Annotated in this window: 18 protein-coding genes; 7 read left to right on the forward strand and 11 right to left on the reverse strand. The window is 60.7% G+C overall.

All coding sequences use genetic code 11. The features are described 5' to 3' along the window. Window positions 1-12: 12 nt before the first annotated feature. The 5 genes from Q0C23_RS08745 to Q0C23_RS08765 all read right to left on the reverse strand — a co-directional run bounded on the left by Q0C23_RS08745 (window position 13) and on the right by Q0C23_RS08765 (window position 4444). Complete coding sequence (locus Q0C23_RS08745) at window positions 13-468, reverse strand: hypothetical protein (RefSeq protein ID WP_291511990.1); 456 nt, start codon at window positions 466-468, stop codon at window positions 13-15. 184 nt (window positions 469-652) lie between these two features. Further along, the gene (locus tag Q0C23_RS08750; protein ID WP_291511991.1) at window positions 653-856 is read right to left on the reverse strand and encodes a hypothetical protein; all 204 of its coding nucleotides are present in this window, start codon (window positions 854-856) and stop codon (window positions 653-655) included. 14 nt (window positions 857-870) lie between these two features. Then, entirely contained in the window at window positions 871-2004 is a 1134-nt protein-coding gene (cydB, locus tag Q0C23_RS08755; protein WP_291511992.1) for a cytochrome d ubiquinol oxidase subunit II, read from the reverse strand. 54 nt (window positions 2005-2058) lie between these two features. Continuing rightward, complete coding sequence (locus Q0C23_RS08760) at window positions 2059-3699, reverse strand: cytochrome ubiquinol oxidase subunit I (RefSeq protein WP_291511993.1); 1641 nt, start codon at window positions 3697-3699, stop codon at window positions 2059-2061. 10 nt (window positions 3700-3709) lie between these two features. Further along, a complete protein-coding gene (locus Q0C23_RS08765) occupies window positions 3710-4444 on the reverse strand; it encodes an MBL fold metallo-hydrolase (RefSeq protein ID WP_291511994.1) in 735 nt (244 codons plus the stop codon). A gap of 269 nt (window positions 4445-4713) precedes the next feature. On the opposite strand from Q0C23_RS08765, the gene Q0C23_RS08770 reads away from it, so the two are divergent. Further along, on the forward strand, window positions 4714-6063 hold the full coding sequence (locus tag Q0C23_RS08770) for a sigma 54-interacting transcriptional regulator (RefSeq protein ID WP_291511995.1): 1350 nt from the start codon (window positions 4714-4716) through the stop codon (window positions 6061-6063). Next, window positions 6044-6721 carry a phospholipase gene (locus Q0C23_RS08775; protein WP_291511996.1) on the forward strand — a complete coding sequence of 226 codons (678 nt, stop codon included), beginning with the start codon at window positions 6044-6046 and terminating at the stop codon, window positions 6719-6721. The genes Q0C23_RS08770 and Q0C23_RS08775 overlap by 20 nt, the downstream gene beginning before the upstream one ends. A gap of 170 nt (window positions 6722-6891) precedes the next feature. Here Q0C23_RS08775 and Q0C23_RS08780 read toward each other — a convergent pair whose 3' ends face one another. Beyond that, window positions 6892-8301, reverse strand: a complete 1410-nt coding sequence (locus tag Q0C23_RS08780) for an NAD(P)/FAD-dependent oxidoreductase (protein WP_291511997.1) — start codon at window positions 8299-8301, stop codon at window positions 6892-6894. 376 nt (window positions 8302-8677) lie between these two features. Here Q0C23_RS08780 and Q0C23_RS08785 point away from each other — a divergent pair, with 376 nt between their 5' ends. Genes Q0C23_RS08785 through Q0C23_RS08800 form a run of 4 tightly spaced genes read left to right on the forward strand, consistent with a single transcriptional unit; the run spans window position 8678 to window position 13272 of the window. Beyond that, window positions 8678-10228, forward strand: a complete 1551-nt coding sequence (locus tag Q0C23_RS08785) for a glucan biosynthesis protein (protein ID WP_291511998.1) — start codon at window positions 8678-8680, stop codon at window positions 10226-10228. Further along, entirely contained in the window at window positions 10228-10746 is a 519-nt protein-coding gene (locus tag Q0C23_RS08790; protein ID WP_291512007.1) for a hypothetical protein, read from the forward strand. Before Q0C23_RS08785 ends, Q0C23_RS08790 begins: the two co-directional genes overlap by 1 nt. Further along, window positions 10746-12827, forward strand: a complete 2082-nt coding sequence (gene mdoH / locus Q0C23_RS08795; protein WP_291511999.1) for a glucans biosynthesis glucosyltransferase MdoH — start codon at window positions 10746-10748, stop codon at window positions 12825-12827. The genes Q0C23_RS08790 and mdoH overlap by 1 nt, the downstream gene beginning before the upstream one ends. A 25-nt stretch (window positions 12828-12852) precedes the next feature. Next, complete coding sequence (locus Q0C23_RS08800; protein WP_291512000.1) at window positions 12853-13272, forward strand: sel1 repeat family protein; 420 nt, start codon at window positions 12853-12855, stop codon at window positions 13270-13272. A gap of 6 nt (window positions 13273-13278) precedes the next feature. Here the strand turns inward: Q0C23_RS08800 and Q0C23_RS08805 are convergent, their stop codons facing one another. Continuing rightward, window positions 13279-14319 (reverse strand): complex I NDUFA9 subunit family protein, encoded by a 1041-nt coding sequence (locus Q0C23_RS08805; RefSeq protein WP_291512001.1) that lies wholly within the window; start codon window positions 14317-14319, stop codon window positions 13279-13281. A gap of 190 nt (window positions 14320-14509) precedes the next feature. Between Q0C23_RS08805 and Q0C23_RS08810 the strand changes: the two genes are divergently transcribed. Beyond that, entirely contained in the window at window positions 14510-14923 is a 414-nt protein-coding gene (locus Q0C23_RS08810) for a DUF423 domain-containing protein (protein ID WP_291512002.1), read from the forward strand. A gap of 706 nt (window positions 14924-15629) precedes the next feature. Here Q0C23_RS08810 and Q0C23_RS08815 read toward each other — a convergent pair. The 4 genes from Q0C23_RS08815 to Q0C23_RS08830 form a co-directional block, all read right to left on the reverse strand. After that, a complete protein-coding gene (locus Q0C23_RS08815; protein ID WP_291512003.1) occupies window positions 15630-16307 on the reverse strand; it encodes a hypothetical protein in 678 nt (225 codons plus the stop codon). Then, complete coding sequence (locus Q0C23_RS08820; protein WP_291512004.1) at window positions 16294-16779, reverse strand: hypothetical protein; 486 nt, start codon at window positions 16777-16779, stop codon at window positions 16294-16296. Before Q0C23_RS08820 ends, Q0C23_RS08815 begins: the two co-directional genes overlap by 14 nt. 304 nt (window positions 16780-17083) lie before the next feature. Then, the gene (locus Q0C23_RS08825; RefSeq protein WP_291512005.1) at window positions 17084-17299 is read right to left on the reverse strand and encodes a type II toxin-antitoxin system HicA family toxin; all 216 of its coding nucleotides are present in this window, start codon (window positions 17297-17299) and stop codon (window positions 17084-17086) included. Then, on the reverse strand, window positions 17296-17511 hold the full coding sequence (locus Q0C23_RS08830) for a type II toxin-antitoxin system HicB family antitoxin (RefSeq protein ID WP_291512006.1): 216 nt from the start codon (window positions 17509-17511) through the stop codon (window positions 17296-17298). The genes Q0C23_RS08825 and Q0C23_RS08830 overlap by 4 nt, the downstream gene beginning before the upstream one ends. Window positions 17512-17653: the final 142 nt, after the last annotated feature.

The raw sequence follows: 17653 nt of genomic DNA on the forward strand, positions 1-17653 counted from the left end.
GGCCACTGGAGCTTAGGCGCCGCCCCAGACCCCCGCCAGCGTCGCCAGCAGGGCAAGCAGCGCGAAGAGCCGGGCAAAGCGCCCGAACTTGGCGAAGGCCTGCTCTGCCGCGGGCCAGTCTTGCCCACGCACGGCCCTTTGCAGGCCTTTGCGTGAACTGAAGTAGAGGTGGAAGGCACCCAGGGCCACCACGGTCCCCAGCAGCACCATGGCCCAGCGCGCCGTATCCAGCGCCGCCAGCCCACCCATCCAGATCACCAGGCCGATGCCGGTCACGAGCAGCACGATACCGGCCACCAGCCCGAAACTCGCGAGACTCCCCGCGATACCGGCACGTTCGGTCCACAGCTCCGGCGTTGCCACGGGCTTGCCCAGGCTGCGCGGGATCCACAGAAAGCCAGCGAAGCCGAGAGCGCCGATCCAGTAGATGACGGCCACGAGGTGAAGAAAGAGCCATAGCTGCAACATCGGTGTCGCTCCTGTCCATTGCACAAAAAAAGGGCCCGAAGGCCCCAGAATACGCTACTGGAAGGTACAAAAGCTATTTGAATCGCTTGCGGGTATAGAGGTACATGATCCCGGCGATGCTGAAATAGACGAAGGGCAGAAAGAAGATGATGCTCTCGAGATCGGTGTAATGCATGGTGGACTCCTAACGTTCGCGGATGCCTTTCTTGGCCAGTTCCTCATCCTGCTTGTCGAACATGACCGCGCCGGCTGCGGCGATCATGACGATCATCGTGGTGCCCACCAGCCAGGCGAAGTACCAGGGGCCGTAGTCTCCCGTCACCACGGCGAGAAAGAGGGAAAGCACCATGACGGCGGCGAGTCCAAGGAAGGTAAACAACTTTTTCATGACGGGTTCCTCCATCAATAGGCGTGATCGTCCTGCGCGGCGGGGGGCTCTACCTTGCCGCGCATGACGTGGAAACACCAGGTGGTGTAGCTGATGATGATGGGCACGAAGATGAGTGCAAAGATCGTCATCCAGATCAGGTTGTACTCGCTGCCCGTGCCGTTCCAGACAGTGATGCTTTGGTTGGGATTATCGCTGGAGGGCATGAGGAAGGGGAACATGGACACCCCTGCCGTAGCGATGGTGCCGATCCAGGCGACGGCACCCAGCCACCAGGCCAAGATTGCCTTGCCGGCGCGCATGGCCAGCGAGCCCAACAGCATGGCCGCCAGGGCGATCAGCGGCACCGCCCAGAGGATGGGGTGTGCGCCGTAGTTGTGCAGCCAGGCGCCAGCCACCTGGCTCACCACCTGACCGCTGACCGGATTGGCGGGCATGGCCGGATCACCGCTGGTGAGGACATAGCCCTTCATCCCCGATACCAGGACGCCTCCAAGCACGAAGAGGGCCATGGCAACGAGGGCGGATAAGGAGCCGATCTTCTTGGCGCGACTGTAGATGGGGTCGGTGCCGCGGATCATGAGCATCGCCGCACCCTGATACAGGGCCAGCGCCAGGGACAGGAAGCCGCAGAGCAGGGCGAAGGGATTGAGCAGATAGCTGAGGAAGGATTCGGTCTGATAGTACTGACCGTCCCAGCCGAAGTGAAAGCCGACACCCTCGAGGATATTCCCGAAAGCCGCCCCGTAGATGATCATCGGTACGGCTCCGGAGATCAGAAAGACCCAGTCCCAGCTCGTGCGCCAGCGTTCCGTGGCCACCTTGGACCGATATTCAAAGGCCACCGGCCGCATGATCATGCTAAAGAGCAGCAGGATCATGACGATGTAAAATACCGAGAAAGAGGTGGCATAGAGGGTAGGGAAGGCCGCAAATATGGCGCCGCCACCCAAGATGAACCACACCTGATTGCCGTCCCAGTGCGGGCCGACGATATTGAGGGCCTCCCGCCGTTCGCCGTCGGTCTTGCCGACGAAGCGCAGCAGCGCGCCCACGCCCATGTCCATGCCCACCATGATGGCCAGACCCATGAGCAGGACCCCGAGCAGGAGCCACCATAAGACTTTCAGTGCCACATAGATATCCATTTCCGTCTCCTTGTGCGCGGGAACCCGGCGCTCACCGGTGCCCCCGCGGTTCCATCAGTGTTTCGGGCTCAGGCTGGGCTTGGCGAAAGCCGGCTGCCCCGCCATACCTCCACCAGCCGTCTGCGGTTCGGGCTGGTGATGGTGTTGCTCCTGCGGTCCGAGGCGCGCGTACTTGAACATCAAGTAGAGCTCGACGGCGATGAAGGAGCTATAGAGGAGCGTGAAGCCGATGAGGGAGAAGATCATGTAGCCCACGGAGTGGCTGGAAGCCGAGACGAAGGTGGGCAGCCAGCCATAGACGGTCCAGGGCTGACGACCGTTCTCGGCGGTGATCCAGCCAAACTCGCAGGCAACCCAGGGCAGAGGTAGGCTCCACAGCGCTACCTTCAGCAGGAGCGGGTGCTTCTCGATCTCGTTCTTGAGGCTGTAGTAGGCCGCGAAGGCAAAGAGCGCCAGCATGAAGAAGCCTGCCGCCACCATCAGACGGAAGGACCAGAACTCCACCCAGACATTGGGGATGGTCGCCTTGGCGGTCTTGTCCAGCACGCTCGGCAGGTTGCTGGCATTGACCTTGGCCAGATCCTGATCGGGAGCGAATTCCTTGGCCAGGAAGCCGTAGCCCATGTCGTTCTCGTACTTTTTGAAGGTGGCCAGGGCTGCGGTGTTGCCATGATCCTCGTTATAGGCCTTCAGGGCCACCATGGCCTTGATACCGTTTGCGATACGGGGCTTGGCTTCCTGCTCCAGCTGGATGATACCGGGGATCACCGTATCCTCGGAGTGGGTGAGCAGCGGCGTCAGCACATAAGGAATACTGATCTCAAAATAGTTCTTCTGCTCGCTGCGGCTGGGGAAAGCGATAAGATTCCAGGCCGCACTCACGGGGTGTGGATCCGTGGTCCAGATGGCCTCCATGGCTGCCAGCTTGGTCGGCTGCGCGTGGGCATCGATGTAACCCAAGGCGTCACCCAAGGTGATCACGCCGATGGTGGAGATGGCACCGAAGACCGTGGCGATACGGAAAGAGCGCAGGGCAATGTCCTTGCGTTTGTTGGTCAGCAGGTAATAGGCGCTGATGGCCATCACAAACATGGAACCCGTGACGAAGCCGGCGATGGAAGTGTGCACGAACTTCGCCTGCGCGTCCGGATTGAAGATCAGATCGACGAAGCTCGAGAACTGCATGCGCATCGTATTGGGGTCGAAGGTGCCGCCCCGGGGGTCCTGCATGAAGCCGTTGGCGATGAGGATCCACAGTGCCGAGAGATTGGAGCCCAGGGCCACGAGATAGGTGACCACCAAGTGGGCGCGGGCGCTCAGACGATCCCAGCCAAAGAACATGACGCCGACGAAGGTCGACTCCATGAAGAAGGCCATGAGCCCTTCGATGGCCAGAGGCGTACCAAAGATGTCGCCGACGAAGTGGGAGTACATGGACCAGTTAGTCCCGAACTCGAACTCCATGGTCAATCCGGTGGCCACGCCCAGGGCGAAATTGATGCCGAAGAGCTTGCCCCAAAACTGAGTCATCTCCTTGTAGATGGGCTTGCCGGTGATGACGTAGACCGATTCCATGGTGGCAAGGATGAAGCTGAGCCCCAGGGTCAGAGGTACGAAAAGAAAGTGGTACAGGGCCGTCAGGGCAAACTGCGCCCGCGACAGCTCCACCACCGTGGGATTGATCAACATGTCCATGGACTACCTCCTACGAAGAGGCCGGGGTGTAAAATCCCGGCGCGTAACGTTGCAGATCATTGGCCGTGTCCTGGTGAGGACGGTCTTCTTGGGGACTTGCGGCTTCGGTTTTCTTGTCGTTGATGAGCAGGGCGCAGCGGCGCAAAAAATGCCCACTGCCACCATCGGGGCCCTTGCCGGCCATCTGGCAGCGCAGTTCGGCCACACTGGCCAGACGTCGGCCGCGGATTTCACGGCTGGGGTAGAGCAGGGTTTCCCCGGCAAAGCTCAGGATCCTGCTCTCCACCAATTTCCGCGCCTGCGCGCGCGCACGCCCGCGCAGGCGCCCATTGAGCCCATTGGCCAGCAGGGTGAGGCCGGTAAACAGACGATCCTCCCAGGCAAAGGCGACGGCGCAGGGCGTGAGCCCCGGAAGGTGTATCACCCGCAGACGCTCTTCGCCAAAGTAGATCACGTCCCCATCCCGGACCCGCACATCGACGGCGTTGGAGCGCACCTCCTCGTGGGCGAGCAGGCGCGCTCCGTGGCTCTCGCGCAATGCCTGTGCGGCAGCGACGTGGCCCTCATCGTGGTGGGTCTGCATGCAATAGCGCAGGTGCAAACCGCGCTGCCGGGTGAAATCCTCCAACTCCTCTACCAGGGGCGGCAGCGGATCGATGATCACCGCCTCCCGGGTGACGGGATCGCCCAGAAGATAGGCAAGGGCGCCGATTCTGTCTCGGGTACACAACTGTCTGAAGATCATGGTGGCCGCCTGCGTGGATGGACCCGCCCCTATATCAGCAATCGCCGTACCAGCGCGCAGAGGCCCCCGACTGGGGCGGGACCAATGGTCATTTATCCATAAAAAACAATTGCCTGCGCACCAATTGCGCGGATGGGGACGGAACGGGGCAGCGCCGTGTCCTGGGGCGTCTGCCATTCGTGGCAGACGCGATCCGGCAGTTCCTGCTAGAATTGTCAGTATCAGGGAGAGCTGGGATCGACGACCCGGATTCGGGTGCGGGGGAGGGCATGACCGAGTTGTTCGCGCAATTGCGTCCGGAGCTGACATCGCTCATGGATTGCTTTGCCACGCCCGCGGTGCTGCTGCGTCCCGACGGCACCGTCATCACCGCCAACCAGGCCTACCGGCGGCGCTTTGGCGATGGCAAGCCCCTGCAAGGGCGCTCCTGCGACGGCATCATGGCCGCCGCCGGCTACGACTGCCACACCCAGGGCAACATCTGCCCGCTGGAGAGCTGTGGGCAGACGGGTCTGGAGCAGCACGTGCTGCACGTCCACGACCAGGGTGCGGTACAGATCGACCTCTACCCCATTCGCGACGATCAAGGGGTACCCCGCTATTTCCTGGAACTGCTCAGCCCACTGCTCAACAAAGGCGAAGAATCTTCCAGTATGGTGGGCAACTCCGCAGCGTGGCGGGAAGTCTTGCATCTGATCCGCCGCGCTGCCCCCAGCGATTCTGCTGTGCTGCTCCTGGGGGAGTCCGGGACGGGCAAGGAGTTGGCCGCCGCCGCCATCCACCGCGCCAGCCCCCGCAGCGCCGGCCCTTTTGTAGTACTGGACTGCTCCGGGCTATCGGAGACCTTGTTCGAGAGTGAGCTCTTCGGCCACGAGAAGGGTGCCTTCACCGGCGCCCACAGCCGCAAGATCGGTCTTGCAGAAGCGGCCAACGGCGGCACCCTCTTCCTCGACGAGGTGGGTGACATTCCCCTGGCGCTGCAGGTGAAGCTCCTGCGCCTTCTGGAAACCGGTCAGTTCCGGCGGGTTGGGGGTGTCGATCCCATACACTCCGACTTCCGACTCATCTCGGCAACCCACCGCGACCTGGAAAAGTTGGTGGCGGAGGAGCGTTTCCGGCGGGACCTCTACTACCGCATCAATATGTTCCCGATCTTCCTACCGGCCCTGCGGGAGCGGCGCGAGGACATCGATGCCCTGGCCGAGGCGCTGCTGCACCGCTTGCCGGAGGGACGTCGCCTGCGTCTGCACCCCGATACCCTGGCCTGTCTGCGCAGTTACGATTATCCCGGTAATATCCGCGAGTTGCGCAATATCCTGGGGCGCGCGGCGCTGCTGGCGGACGAGGTCTGGATCCTGCCGGAGCACCTTCCGCCCTATGTGCGGCAGGGCGAGATCCAGGCCACGTCGAGTCCTCTGGCCCAGAGTGCCAAGGGCAGCGACAAGGTCGAAATTCTGCCCTTGGCAGAGCTCGAGGCGCAGTACCTGCGCTGGGCCAGGGACAACTTTCCGGGTGATCGCCGCACGCTGGCGCGCCGCCTGGGCGTCAGCGAACGCACCCTCTATCGCAAGTTGGACCAGCTGGACGAGCGTCAGAGCCATGCCCCGCAGCTGGCCTGAGGCAGTCTGGGAGCGGCCTGGCCGCCGGCCCGATGCGCCGCGGCTGGTGCTGCTGCATGGCTTGGGAGCCGATCCGCAGGATATGGCCGGACTGACGCCCCTGCTGGACCCGGACGAAACATGGCAGGTGCTGGCACCGGCGGCGCCACGGCGGCCGGTGACCATTCAGGGAGGTCTGGTCATGCCGGCCTGGTACGATATTCTGGACTTGGCGGCAGATTCCCCAGAGGATGCCGAAGGAATCGCCGCCATGGCGACGCTGCTCGGGCAGTGGCTGGCCCGTGGCGGTGGATCGCCCTGGGTCTTGGGTGGCTTTTCCCAGGGGGCGGCACTGTCTCTTTATGCCGCTCTGCACGCCCGACTCCCGGCGCAGGCGGTATTGGCCTTCAGCGGCTATTTGCCCCTGCGCCACCAGCTGCCGCCGGCAGCGGGGGACAGTCCGCCGATCTTCTGGGGTCACGGCACGCGCGATTCGGTACTGCCCCTGGAGTTCGCCCAGATCGGCACGACCATCCTGGAGGAAAAAGGCTATACCTTGGAGCGCCGCGATTACCCTATGGCCCACCAAGTATCGTCGACGGAACTGGAAGACGCGCGCCGTTTTCTGGAGCACTGTCTGAGGGGTGATACCAGCGCCCGAGTCCCTACCCGGAAATAAGCGCCGGCACTACTCGAGCTGCGCGGCGCCTATTTTCTATGGGACTTGCCCCAGGTTTCGACCCAAGACCGCCGCTGCGTCCATTTCGGCGGGGAAGAAATCCGTCGGCACCGACCAGGGCGGCCCTCCGTCCCTGCGCAACGCCATCTGCCCCGCCCCTCCCTGCCCGTTCATGCCTCGCCATAGAGGAAATCCCCGAGGCCCCAGCGTGCTGCCAGAGTCTCGGTGGCATTGAGCACTTCCTCGGCACGGGCCGGATGATTGTAGCGGGCGGCGATGAACTGTCGCAGCAGTGCATCCCGGTCCGCGCCTTGGGCGAGGAGGTGGATCAGTTCGCCGGCATCGCGACCGACGATCTCGCCACCCAGGAAGGCACCGCTGTCCATGTCCGCCAGCAGCCGCACGAATCCGGCAGCATCGTCCTGGCCCAGAGCACGCGGTGAGGTTTCGAAGGCAGCGAAGCCGACCGCCGGCTCCAGATCGGCATCCTCGGCCTGCTCTTCGTCCATGCCGATGCGGGCGAGCTCCAGGGCAGAGTAGACGAGTTCCGGCACCCACAGGGGGTCGCGCTGCGCCTCGGTCTTGCCGAGAATGCGGTCCACCACCAAGGTGGCGTCGGCCAAAGCCTGATTGGCATTCATGAGCGGGCCGACGACGTCGCCAATGGCATAGACCCCCGGCTCGTCGCTCTGCAGTCCGGCGTCGACGCGGATGAAGCCGCGCTCGTCCTGCCGCACTGCGGTGTGCTCGAGGCCGAGACCCTCCGTTTCCGGGCGGCGGCCGGTGGCCAGCAGAACCCAGTCTGCCTCGTATCGATGGCCTTGCGCGTCCTCAACCCAGGCCAGGTCGCCCTCGACACCGGCTTTTTTCAGGACGAAGCCGCGCTGCGCCTCGATATCCAGAGCAGACAGTGCATCCGCCAGGGCATCCTTGGCCTGCTCCGAATAGCGGGTGTGGCTGAGGGCTTCGGAGTGCACCAGCCAGGTCACCTGCCGCCCCAGCATGGTGAAGATGTAGGCAAATTCCGTACCGATGATACCGCCGCCGACGATGATGACGCGCTCGCCCTCGGGCACGCCCGCATCGAATAGCTGGTCGCTGTGCAGGATTCGGCCCGTTACGGTCTCTATCCCTTCGGGTAAGGCAGGGCGGGAGCCGGTGGCGATGATGACCTGGTCGCAATGGATCCCGGTCGCGCCCTCGGTGGACTCGATCTGCAGCTCGTGGCCGCGGATGAAGCGCCCCTGTCCATGAAACATCTGCACGCCCAGACGCTTGAGATAGTCCAGATAACTCTGGCGCACGGAATTGACCACCTCGTGCTGGTGTTTCCAGGCACGGGCGAGATCCCCCCGCAGCGGGTTGCCGATGATGCCGCGCTGCTCGAAGTGTCGGCTCTGCTCGATCCACTTGGCGCTTTCGTGCCAATCCTTTTTGGGTACGCAGCCGCGATTGAGGCAGGTCCCGCCCCAGGTCGCCCGCTCGATGATGGCGACTTTCTGGCCACGCAGCGCTGCCAGCACCGCGGCACGGTAACCGCCAGGTCCGCTGCCGATGATACCGATGTCAAAGTCTTTCATATCCACCCCCTGCGCCCTAGGATACGGTTCCGCAGCCTTTTGTCTCCCCTTTCTCTGTCAATGGCTTCATAACGGCTATTGATGGTGGTCTTGGAGCACTGTTGCCCGTTAGCGACAGTTTTGCCGGAAGATTCCGTCCGCGAACCTTTCGGTGTCCTGGCATCAAGACCGTCGTGTGAGCGTAAGCGCTGACTCTGCAAGGACTTACAGGCTCCAGGGCGCAGGCATCCTCCGTCGCCGGGACTCCACAGGGGATCGCCGCCCAAAAATCGGGGAAAGCGTCGGGGTGAAGCGACAGAATATCGGGCATTAACAAAAATACACAATATAAAACATGCGATTATAAAATGGCACGCTGATTGCTTATTCACCGACCATGAGAACGTGCAGCATTACTTACAGACTATCCGTTCGGCTTTGGCTCCTTGCGTGCCTGGGTCTCGGCCTGGGTTTTGCGACATCGGCCGAGGCCGATGCGGCCTTTGATTTTGCGCAGGTGCAGGCGCAAGCGGCGGCGTTGGCGGCGGCCCCTTATCATCCTGAGCCACTGCCGACGCCGGCCTTTCTCAAGGACCTCAGTCCCGATCAGTATGCCGAGATCCAGGACGTCAAGCCCCTGTGGTCCGATACCGATTTGCCCTTTCAGGCCCAGTTCTACCTGCCGGGCTCCTATTTCCATCGGCCGGAGCAGATCTCGGTGGTGGATGCGGACGGTCAGGTGCAGCCCGTACCCTTTCGTCTGGACGACTTCAGTTTCGGCGATCTTCACCCGCAGGGTCTGCCTGCGGATCTCGGCTATGCCGGTTTCCGTCTGCTCTATCCGCTGAACACACCGCCCTATCACAACGAATTCATTTCCTTCCTGGGAGGCACCTACTTTCGTGCGGTGGGTAAGGACGCGGTCTATGGCACCTCGGCGCGTGGTATCGGTATCGATACGGTGCAGCCTTCGGGGGAGATCTTTCCGTATTTCACCCACATCTGGCTGGTCAAGCCCAAGGCCGGCGCCAAGAGCATGACCGTGTATGCGCTGATGGATAGTTCCGTGGTGACAGGCGCCTACCGCTTCGTCATCACCCCGGGCGAGAGCACCACGGTAGCCGTGGAGTCGACCATCTATCTGCGTAAACCGGTGCAGGTGCTGGAGTTGGCGCCTTTGACCAGCATGTTCTGGCATGGGCACGGTCGTGGCGTGGTGGCGGGGGACTGGCACCCGGCCCAGCACGACTCCAGCGATCTGGTCATGGCCAACGGCAACGGCGAGTGGATCACGCGGCCCCTGTCCAACCCCCTGCATATCCAGACCACCACCTACAGCATGGACAACCCGCAGGGTTTTGGACTGATTCAGGAGGACCGCGACTTCAGCGCCTACCAGGGTATCGATACCCAATATCAGAAGCGTCCCAGCGTCTGGGTGAGTCCCGAGGGAGATTGGGGCAAGGGCGAGGTGCGTCTCGTAGAACTGCCCACCAACAATCCGGACATGGACAACATCGATGCCTTCTGGGTGCCGGCGCAGGCGCCGAAGCCCGGGCAGCCTTACCACTTTGCCTACACCCTGCGTTTTTTTCTGGATAACCACGGCCTCATTCCGCTGGGTCATCCCGTCGCCACCTATCTGGGTTACGACGTCAAGGATCCCAGCATTCGCGATGTCGTCATCGATTTCTCTGGGGGCGCGCTGCGGGATCTTCCCGGTCACATGCCCGTGCAGGTGCATCTGACGGCGGACCATGGGGCCAAGATCCTTGCGCAGGATTTGCAGTGGGACAAGGACGGACATTTTTGGCGGGTCAAGGCAAGGATTCAGCCTGCTGCCGGCGTACCCAGCAATGTTCGTTGTTTTCTCAGTCTCGATGGCCAGGTCATGAGCAATACCTGGACCTACCTACTACACCGTACCGAGGTACAAGGAGGGCAGTGATGTATACCGATCATTGGAATCTGGGGGTCAACCCGGAGCATGCGCCGAGGGATCTCGCGGAACCGATGCCGGCTGAGTCCTTGCCAGCGCCGTGGCAGGTCCTGGCGCGCCTGGACCTCTATCTGCAGCGGCTTGCCCTGACAGATGCCCAGCGACTGTGGTTGCGCACCCAGGTGCTCAACCAGCTGGCGCAGACGCCCACCATGGACGAGGCGGGCGCGCTCTCCTTCGCTTTCGCCAAACTGCAGCAGTCCCTCGGGACCCTGAGCGACGGTGATGAGCTGGAAGCGCGGCTCGGCCTGGCCTTGGGATCCGCTTTGGCGGGCGCCGGCGAATTGGGCAAGAGCCCATCGCGTTGGTTACGGGAGCAGATGCAGCCGCCGGTGCAGCGGCAGACCATGGCCTCCCTGCCCATGCGGCGCTCCTGGCGCGCTCTGTTCGGGCGGCTCTGGCAACGCCTGCGTGTCGGCCAAGGTAAGACGCGGGTGCGTCCAGCCCTGAGCGGGGAGATCCGTTGATGAGTGCCACCAGCCCCCTGTGGCAGCGTTTCAGCCAGAGTCGCCGACGCTGGTTGACGGCGCTCATCGTGCTGCCCGCCGCCATTCTGGGACTGGTGCTGCATCACTTCTTGGTCAATGACCTGCCGCTTGGCCTGGAAATTCTGACCCTGACCGTCTTCGTCCTGCTCTTTGCCTGGATTTCGGCCGGGTTCTGGACGGCGGTCGTGGGCTTCCTGTTGCTGGTGCGTGCGCGAGGCGACACCGTCCCGGGAGCGCCGGAGGCCCGCCGTCAAGCGCCACGCCCTGGAACCCGGGTGGCCGTTCTCATGCCCATCTATAACGAGGATGTGGCACGAGTTGCTGCGGGGTTGCAGGCGACCTATCGCTCCCTGGAACGGGCGGGGGCTCTGCAGTATTTCGAGTTCTTTATCCTCAGCGACACCCGCGACCCGGCCGTCTGGCTGCGAGAAGAGCTAGCTTGGTCAACCCTGTGTCAGCAGTTGGACGCCTTTGGGCGCATCCACTACCGTCGTCGCCCCGTCAACAACAAGGCCAAGAGCGGCAATGTCGCCGATTTCTGCCGGCGCTGGGGCAAGGCCTTCGAGTACATGGTGGTGCTGGACGCCGATAGCGTCATGAGTGGTGAGACCCTCTACCAGATGCTGGAGATGATGGAGGGGAACCCGCAGGTGGGTATCCTCCAGACCAATCCCGTGGCGGTGAACCGCGAAACCCTCTATGCGCGGCTGCAGCAGTTTGCCCAGCAGCTCTACGGCCCGCTCTTCAGCGCCGGCCTTCGTTTCTGGCAGCTGGGTGACGGCCACTACATCGGCCATAATGCCATGATTCGCACCGCACCCTTTACGGAATTCTGTGCCCTGCCGGTACTGCCGGGCAAGGCTCCCCTCGGCGGCGCACTCCTCAGCCATGACTTTGTCGAGGCGGCGCTCATGGCGCGAGCCGGCTGGGAGGTCTGGTTCCTGCCGGAGCTTGGTGGCAGCTACGAGGAGGTACCCCCGACCCTGCTCGATGACCTCAAGCGCGATCGTCGCTGGGCGCAGGGGAATCTGCAGCATCTGCGCCTCTTGGCGGGTGAGGGGCTGCAGTCGGCCCATCGTTTCCTGTTCATCAACGGGGCCATGTCCTTTCTCGCAGCACCCCTGTGGGGGCTCTTTCTCTGTCTCGGCGCGCTCGCGTCCTGGCAGATGTGGCGACAGGGCAGCCTTGCCGATCCTCTCGCCTGGACGGGTTCCGGCGACGGTGATCCCCTGCCGCTGTGGCTGATCGGTATCACCGTCCTCTTCCTGCTTGGACCCAAGCTCCTGGCCGTGCTCTGGATTGCTTGGCGCGGTGCGGGGCGACAGTTTGGCGGTCTGCCCCGATTGCTCCTCAGCATGGTCCTGGAAAGCGTCTTTTCCATCCTCATGGCGCCGGTACGGATGGTCTTTCACAGTCTGTTCGTGATTCAGACCCTGCGTGGGCGCAGCGTACAGTGGGGTGCCCAGGTGCGGGAGGATGCCGAGACCAGTTGGACTACGGCTTGGCAGACCTTTGGCTGGTGCACGGCAGCGGGAGTCGGTGTCGCCGCCCTCGTTTACCCCTTTGTGGGTGGCTGGCACTTCCTCTGGCTCTTGCCGGTGGTAGGCGGCCTCGCTCTGGCCGTGCCTCTGGCCGCCTGGACTAGTCGGCCATCCTGGGGCCGCTGGGCACGTGCCCACGGCCTTTTCCTGATCCCGGAGGAGGTACAGCGGCCGCGGGAACTGCTGGATCTGGACGCTGGTGTCGCCCATGCGCTGCCCCGCTTTGCCGGTGATGCCTTTGTGGAGGCCGTTGTCGATCCCCGCTTCAATGCTCTGCACAGTGCTTTGCAGCGCGATCGCAGTGGTCTGTGGGGACGGTGTGCCGGACTGGTGCACAAGGCCTTGGCCGAGGGTCCCGGGTGCTTGAGTCGACGGGAGCGGAACCTTATCCTGAGCGACAGGCAGTCCATGTTGACCTTGCACCGCGCGGTCTGGTCTCTGCAAGATCCGCAGCAACTGGCGGCCTGGGGGCTGGGGCGCGACCCTGGCGATGGTCGGTGGGCGCCCAGCGAGCGCTGAAGTCTCCGTGAAGGAGGTGGGACGGATGGATTGGGACGAGAAGCATCTGGACCTATTGGAGTTGGCTGGTCTCCGGGATGATCTGGAGGCCCTGCGGCAGCGGGCTCTGGCGGGCGATCCCGTGGCGCAGTTCAACATGGGCGTGCGCTATGCCGAGGGCCGGGGGGTTGCACCCGATCTGCTGGAGGCCGCCAAATGGTACAGCGCTGCCGCCGACCAAGGCGATGCCCAGGCCCAGTTCAATCTCGGGCTGCTCTTCTATCAGGGGCAGGGGCTACCCCGCAATCTCGTCTATGCCTACGAACTCTTCCGCGCAGCCGCTGCCCAGGGCGACGCCCGGGCAGCGGCGGGCCTGGCGGCGCTAGACCGTGAACTCAGCGCCGAGGACCGTAGCGTCCTCGGTCTGGACGCATCCGGGCAGCAACCGCAGCCCACCCGGCACTGAGTGTTCTCAGCGGCGCTGACGGATCTCCGCCAGACGCGCAGCGCGGTTGCCCTTGTTGCCCAAGTAATTCGGTACCACACTGGCGATGGGCGTGGCGTCGATACCGAACACCTCCTTCAGATCGTTGCGACGGCAGACGTTGTCCACAGACAGAGAGCGCAGGTTGTCGCGGGTCAGCAATTTACCCGGCAGACGCTCCATGACGCTGGCCTGCAGCTCGGCGATGAAGTCGGGGAGACCGATGATGGCGCGGTGCGTGCCGATCTGGCTCTGGGTGTAGCGCACCAATTCTCCCAAGGTGAATACTTCGGGACCACACAGGTCGTACGCCTGGCCGTAGGTTCTCTCGTCGTCCATGGCGAGCACGAAGGCGCTGACCACATCTTCCACCCACACCGGCTGCATCTTGGCCTGCGCCTTGGCCAGGGGAATGACGAAGGGCACCTTCCGCAGCAGATCGGCAAAGCGATTGAAGAAGCTATCTCCCTCGCCAAAGATCACCGAGGGGCGGAAGCTCGTGACCTTGAGTCCCCGTCCCCAGAGCAATTTGGGGCCATTGAGGTAGGTAAAGTGGCCGAGGCTCGCGCTGTCCTCACCGGCCTGACGCACGATCTCCTCGCCCAGTCCTTTGGAGCGCAGATAGGCGCTGGGCGCAATGGGACTGGCACCCAGGGCGCTCATGTGCAGCAGCCGCGGAACCCCGAGGCGTCCGCAGGTATTGGCCACCAGGCGCGGCAGCTCGATGTGCACCCGCTCGAAATCGCCGTGGCGAGCCGGAGGGAGATCCTGCCGCCCGGGACGATCCTCGTTCAGAATCCCCACCAGGTTGACGACCACGTCTCGATCGCGCAGCTGGCTCTCCAGGCTCATGGGATCGAAGATATCGGCCTCGATGAGTTCCAGGCCGGGCAGGACCAGCAGATCTTCGCGGTGGCGCTCACGGCGACGGGTGAGAATACGGACCGAGTGTCCGTCCTTGCAGAGCTTTTCAGCGAGGTGGCGTCCGACGAAGCCGGAGCCGCCCAATATGGCAATACGGTGTGTCATGCTGACCCTCTCGACGCTGTACTGTTATCCTTTTCCCGAGGTCCTGCCGCGAATTCCGGAGTCTGCGACCGAGCGATCGCGACGCGGACGGTGTCGCTGCAATCGTGCGCAAGCATAGCACAGGCACGGTAAACTCGTTCACAGACCATATTTATGGGATGATCAGGGCTTTTCCAATGAGGGCGTGACCATGATCGAAGACCCGGTCCGGCTTGCCGATAGGCGGCGTGGCTTGCAGTTTGCCGCGCTCGGAGCATTCCTCTGCGCTTTGGCCGTGATTCTCGCGGCCGCCGGTGATCACCTGGTGGCGGGAGAGGTCTCCGCAGCGCGCCTGCACACCTACGATATCGCCAATCGCTTTCAGATCTTTCAGGGTATCGGCCTCGTGCTGGCGGGTTTTGCCATTGCCCAGTGGGGTCGACGCCGCAGCCTGTGCCTCGCGGCCATCCTCATGTTCCTCGGCGTCGTATCTTTCTCGGGTGCTCTCTATCTTCTGAGTGTCACTGGCCAACAGGGCTGGGCCATCTTTGCCCCCATCGGCGGCAGCGCGCTCATCTTCGCCTGGCTCACCTTCGCTTATGGCTTGTGGCGGCTGTCGCGTTGATGGATCGGCAGGCGGAATCCCGTGGTCAAGATTTTTTGCTGCCGGCAACAGGAATCGAGCCCGTGACCTAACGGTTAAAAGTTTCCAGCCAGCCCTCTAGTATCATGCCCGTTTGCGTGACGGAGTCGTGCCATGCCCGAAATCGTCCGTCCCTATCACCACACGGCCCTTCAGGTCGATGAATCCGGCTATGCCCATAGACTGTGCCAGGTCCGCGACAAGGAAACGGCCCTAGAGCTCGCTGGGGCAGAGTTCGCGCAAAAAAAATTAGCGATCCGTAGCCCACGAGGATGCCGAAATCTAAGCCTTGAAGGTTTAATTCGGTGAGCTGTCCGACTCGGGCCAGCATTGCTCTTTTTGGATAGATACGATCTTGTGCCGGCATGTCAGGTCACTCTACATGGCTTAATAATACTGTTGCTGCCTGGGATCATCGCTCTGTAGCCTGGTGTGCCAGACCGTGGAGGATCTGGACTCAGAAAGGGCGGCAATACAGCGGAAGCAGTCGTCCAGCAGGAGGTTGACCATCGTATTCTCGAAGCTCGTCATCAGGGACCAAACCGTCGGTATCGTTGCGAGAGCGGTTTTCGAGAATCGCAACTCGTTCATTCTCCTCATAGCGATTGTCACCATTTGATGCCTCTCCAAAACGGCCGGTTTTGACATTCAGTGTTGCTTTATAAAATTTAAACCGCCTAACTCCGAGCTATTTCTTACCAAAATAAATTATTGTTTTACACACCACTGTTCTGAGAATAGCTGTAACGAAATAAATAATTCCAATTGACAGAAAAGAAATGTACCCATACACTACACCCAGTCCAAATCTATTGTAGTACAATTGAACAAACATATCGTTTATCAGGTTGGATGAGCCGCCATAGCTGTGGAGAAGTGAATATTGAGACAAACCTCTACCGCTGATAAAGCCAAGCGGGAGTTTTGGAAACCATGAAAAATTTGGAAGAACGATAATCAAGAGGAATAAAGTTAAAACTGCTGATGAATATAATAACTGGCTTACACTTAAACCAGATATCAGCTCAGGAAATTGTTCATTAAGGTTCATACATGTTTTTCTGTTGCATCCGGATAGGTTCATCACGATGACCAGAAGACTAGCAAAAATTATCAGGATCCATGATATAAGTCCAACGACAAGAGATAGTTCAGGAGAAAACGATCCCCGCGAAAAAACTGAAATTGCTGTGATATAATGCGAACAAAATGTCGCTGCTCTGACGATAAAATTAGGATAGCCTTCTTCTGGAATAATCATTGGTAAAAAGATTATCGTAAAAATAAATGGGATTAAAAGCTTTGTGATATTGTCTGTTAACTTTTTTGGCAATACTGGCGATTGATAAAAATCAGACCTGGCCATTTTTTTGTCCGCCGAAAAGATACTTGCTGGTTTTCCTATTGTTGAACATTGCCCAGAACAAAAATCCATATCCCGCAGCTGCCATGTTGGCATTACCTATAAAATTATATAGTGCGTCATGATTGCCAAGAGCAATAAATGGCATGACCTGGTTTAATCCAACAATGATAATTGTCATCATCGCTATATGCCAATTGATGATTCTGTATCCAGCAGAATGCTTGTCCATCTTGTAGAAATCTCGCCACAGAGAAAGAAGCAAGAAGTAATCAACAATCTGGATAATAAATAACCATGATGGTATGTATATAGTTGGATTTGGATGAATGGTTATAGGAATATGTGTTCCCGCACTCAACATTGACGGAACGAAAAAGACCATACCTATTATTAGAGAAAGTGCCGCGTTTACGGCCGTCATATTTGCAATATATCGACGGCGTTGTGCGTCGTTTACAGTGCTTTTAGGCATCTATCCAGCCTCAATGTTCAAGTAATCTGACCCACCATGACCGCCTCCTACCTTGTGTGTACCTTCCCATTCTATCAGTTCAGCCTGTGCAGAGCTTCCTTAGAGTCTCTTTACAAGATTCCTGTGATACCGTTTTATTCCGGAAAAGGGCTATCCGTGCTAGCTTCCGGATCCCGGTAAAATTACAACAGACCTTTTACATCATTCTGTCTGGTGGGCACTAACTCCGGCTGGGCGAACAGCCTGGTTTTGCTGGGTTCTCCGCCTACCGAGTAGGCGCTGTTTTGAGAGAAAACGATAGAGATCACCGCAAGTCCTCCGGAGATAGGCCGGTCTGCTTAGCAATCCGTGCCAGCATCTTCGGGCCGATTTCTTCCCCGTCGTGAAACGCAAACACCACGTCCGGCCAGTTCGGTCTGGTAAGCGTTCGATGCGATCCTGTCTGTCGTTTAACGCGCCAACCAATCCGGAGAAGTGCGGCCAAGACCAGCCGCGCTTTCAAAGAAGGCCATTGGCTCATGCCTGAGCACGTTCCAGTATCTCGATAGTGATAGGGCAAGCCGCCATTTCACCTTCATCGAGGCGCTCGGCTATGGCCCTCAGCGCCAGGGCCTCCACCTTGGCCGCCGCATCGTTACGCGACACGCCATAACACATGACGCCAGGCAGTTCCGGTATCTCAGCTATCCAACGCCCGTCTTCTTCCTGTTCGTACTCAACGTGGAGCTTCATCTGATCCGCCTCGCGCCATGGGCTTGCAACTGGCCCGTAGGGCTATAACCCCAGAATAATTGTTGATCATCGATGAATGACCGCTTCCAGTCTGATACCGCCCTTTCCGGCAGCGGTGAGAGAATGACCCTCCACCTCGCCG

The sequence above is a fragment of the Acidithiobacillus sp. genome (assembly GCF_023256195.1).
Lineage (GTDB): Bacteria > Pseudomonadota > Gammaproteobacteria > Acidithiobacillales > Acidithiobacillaceae > Acidithiobacillus_A.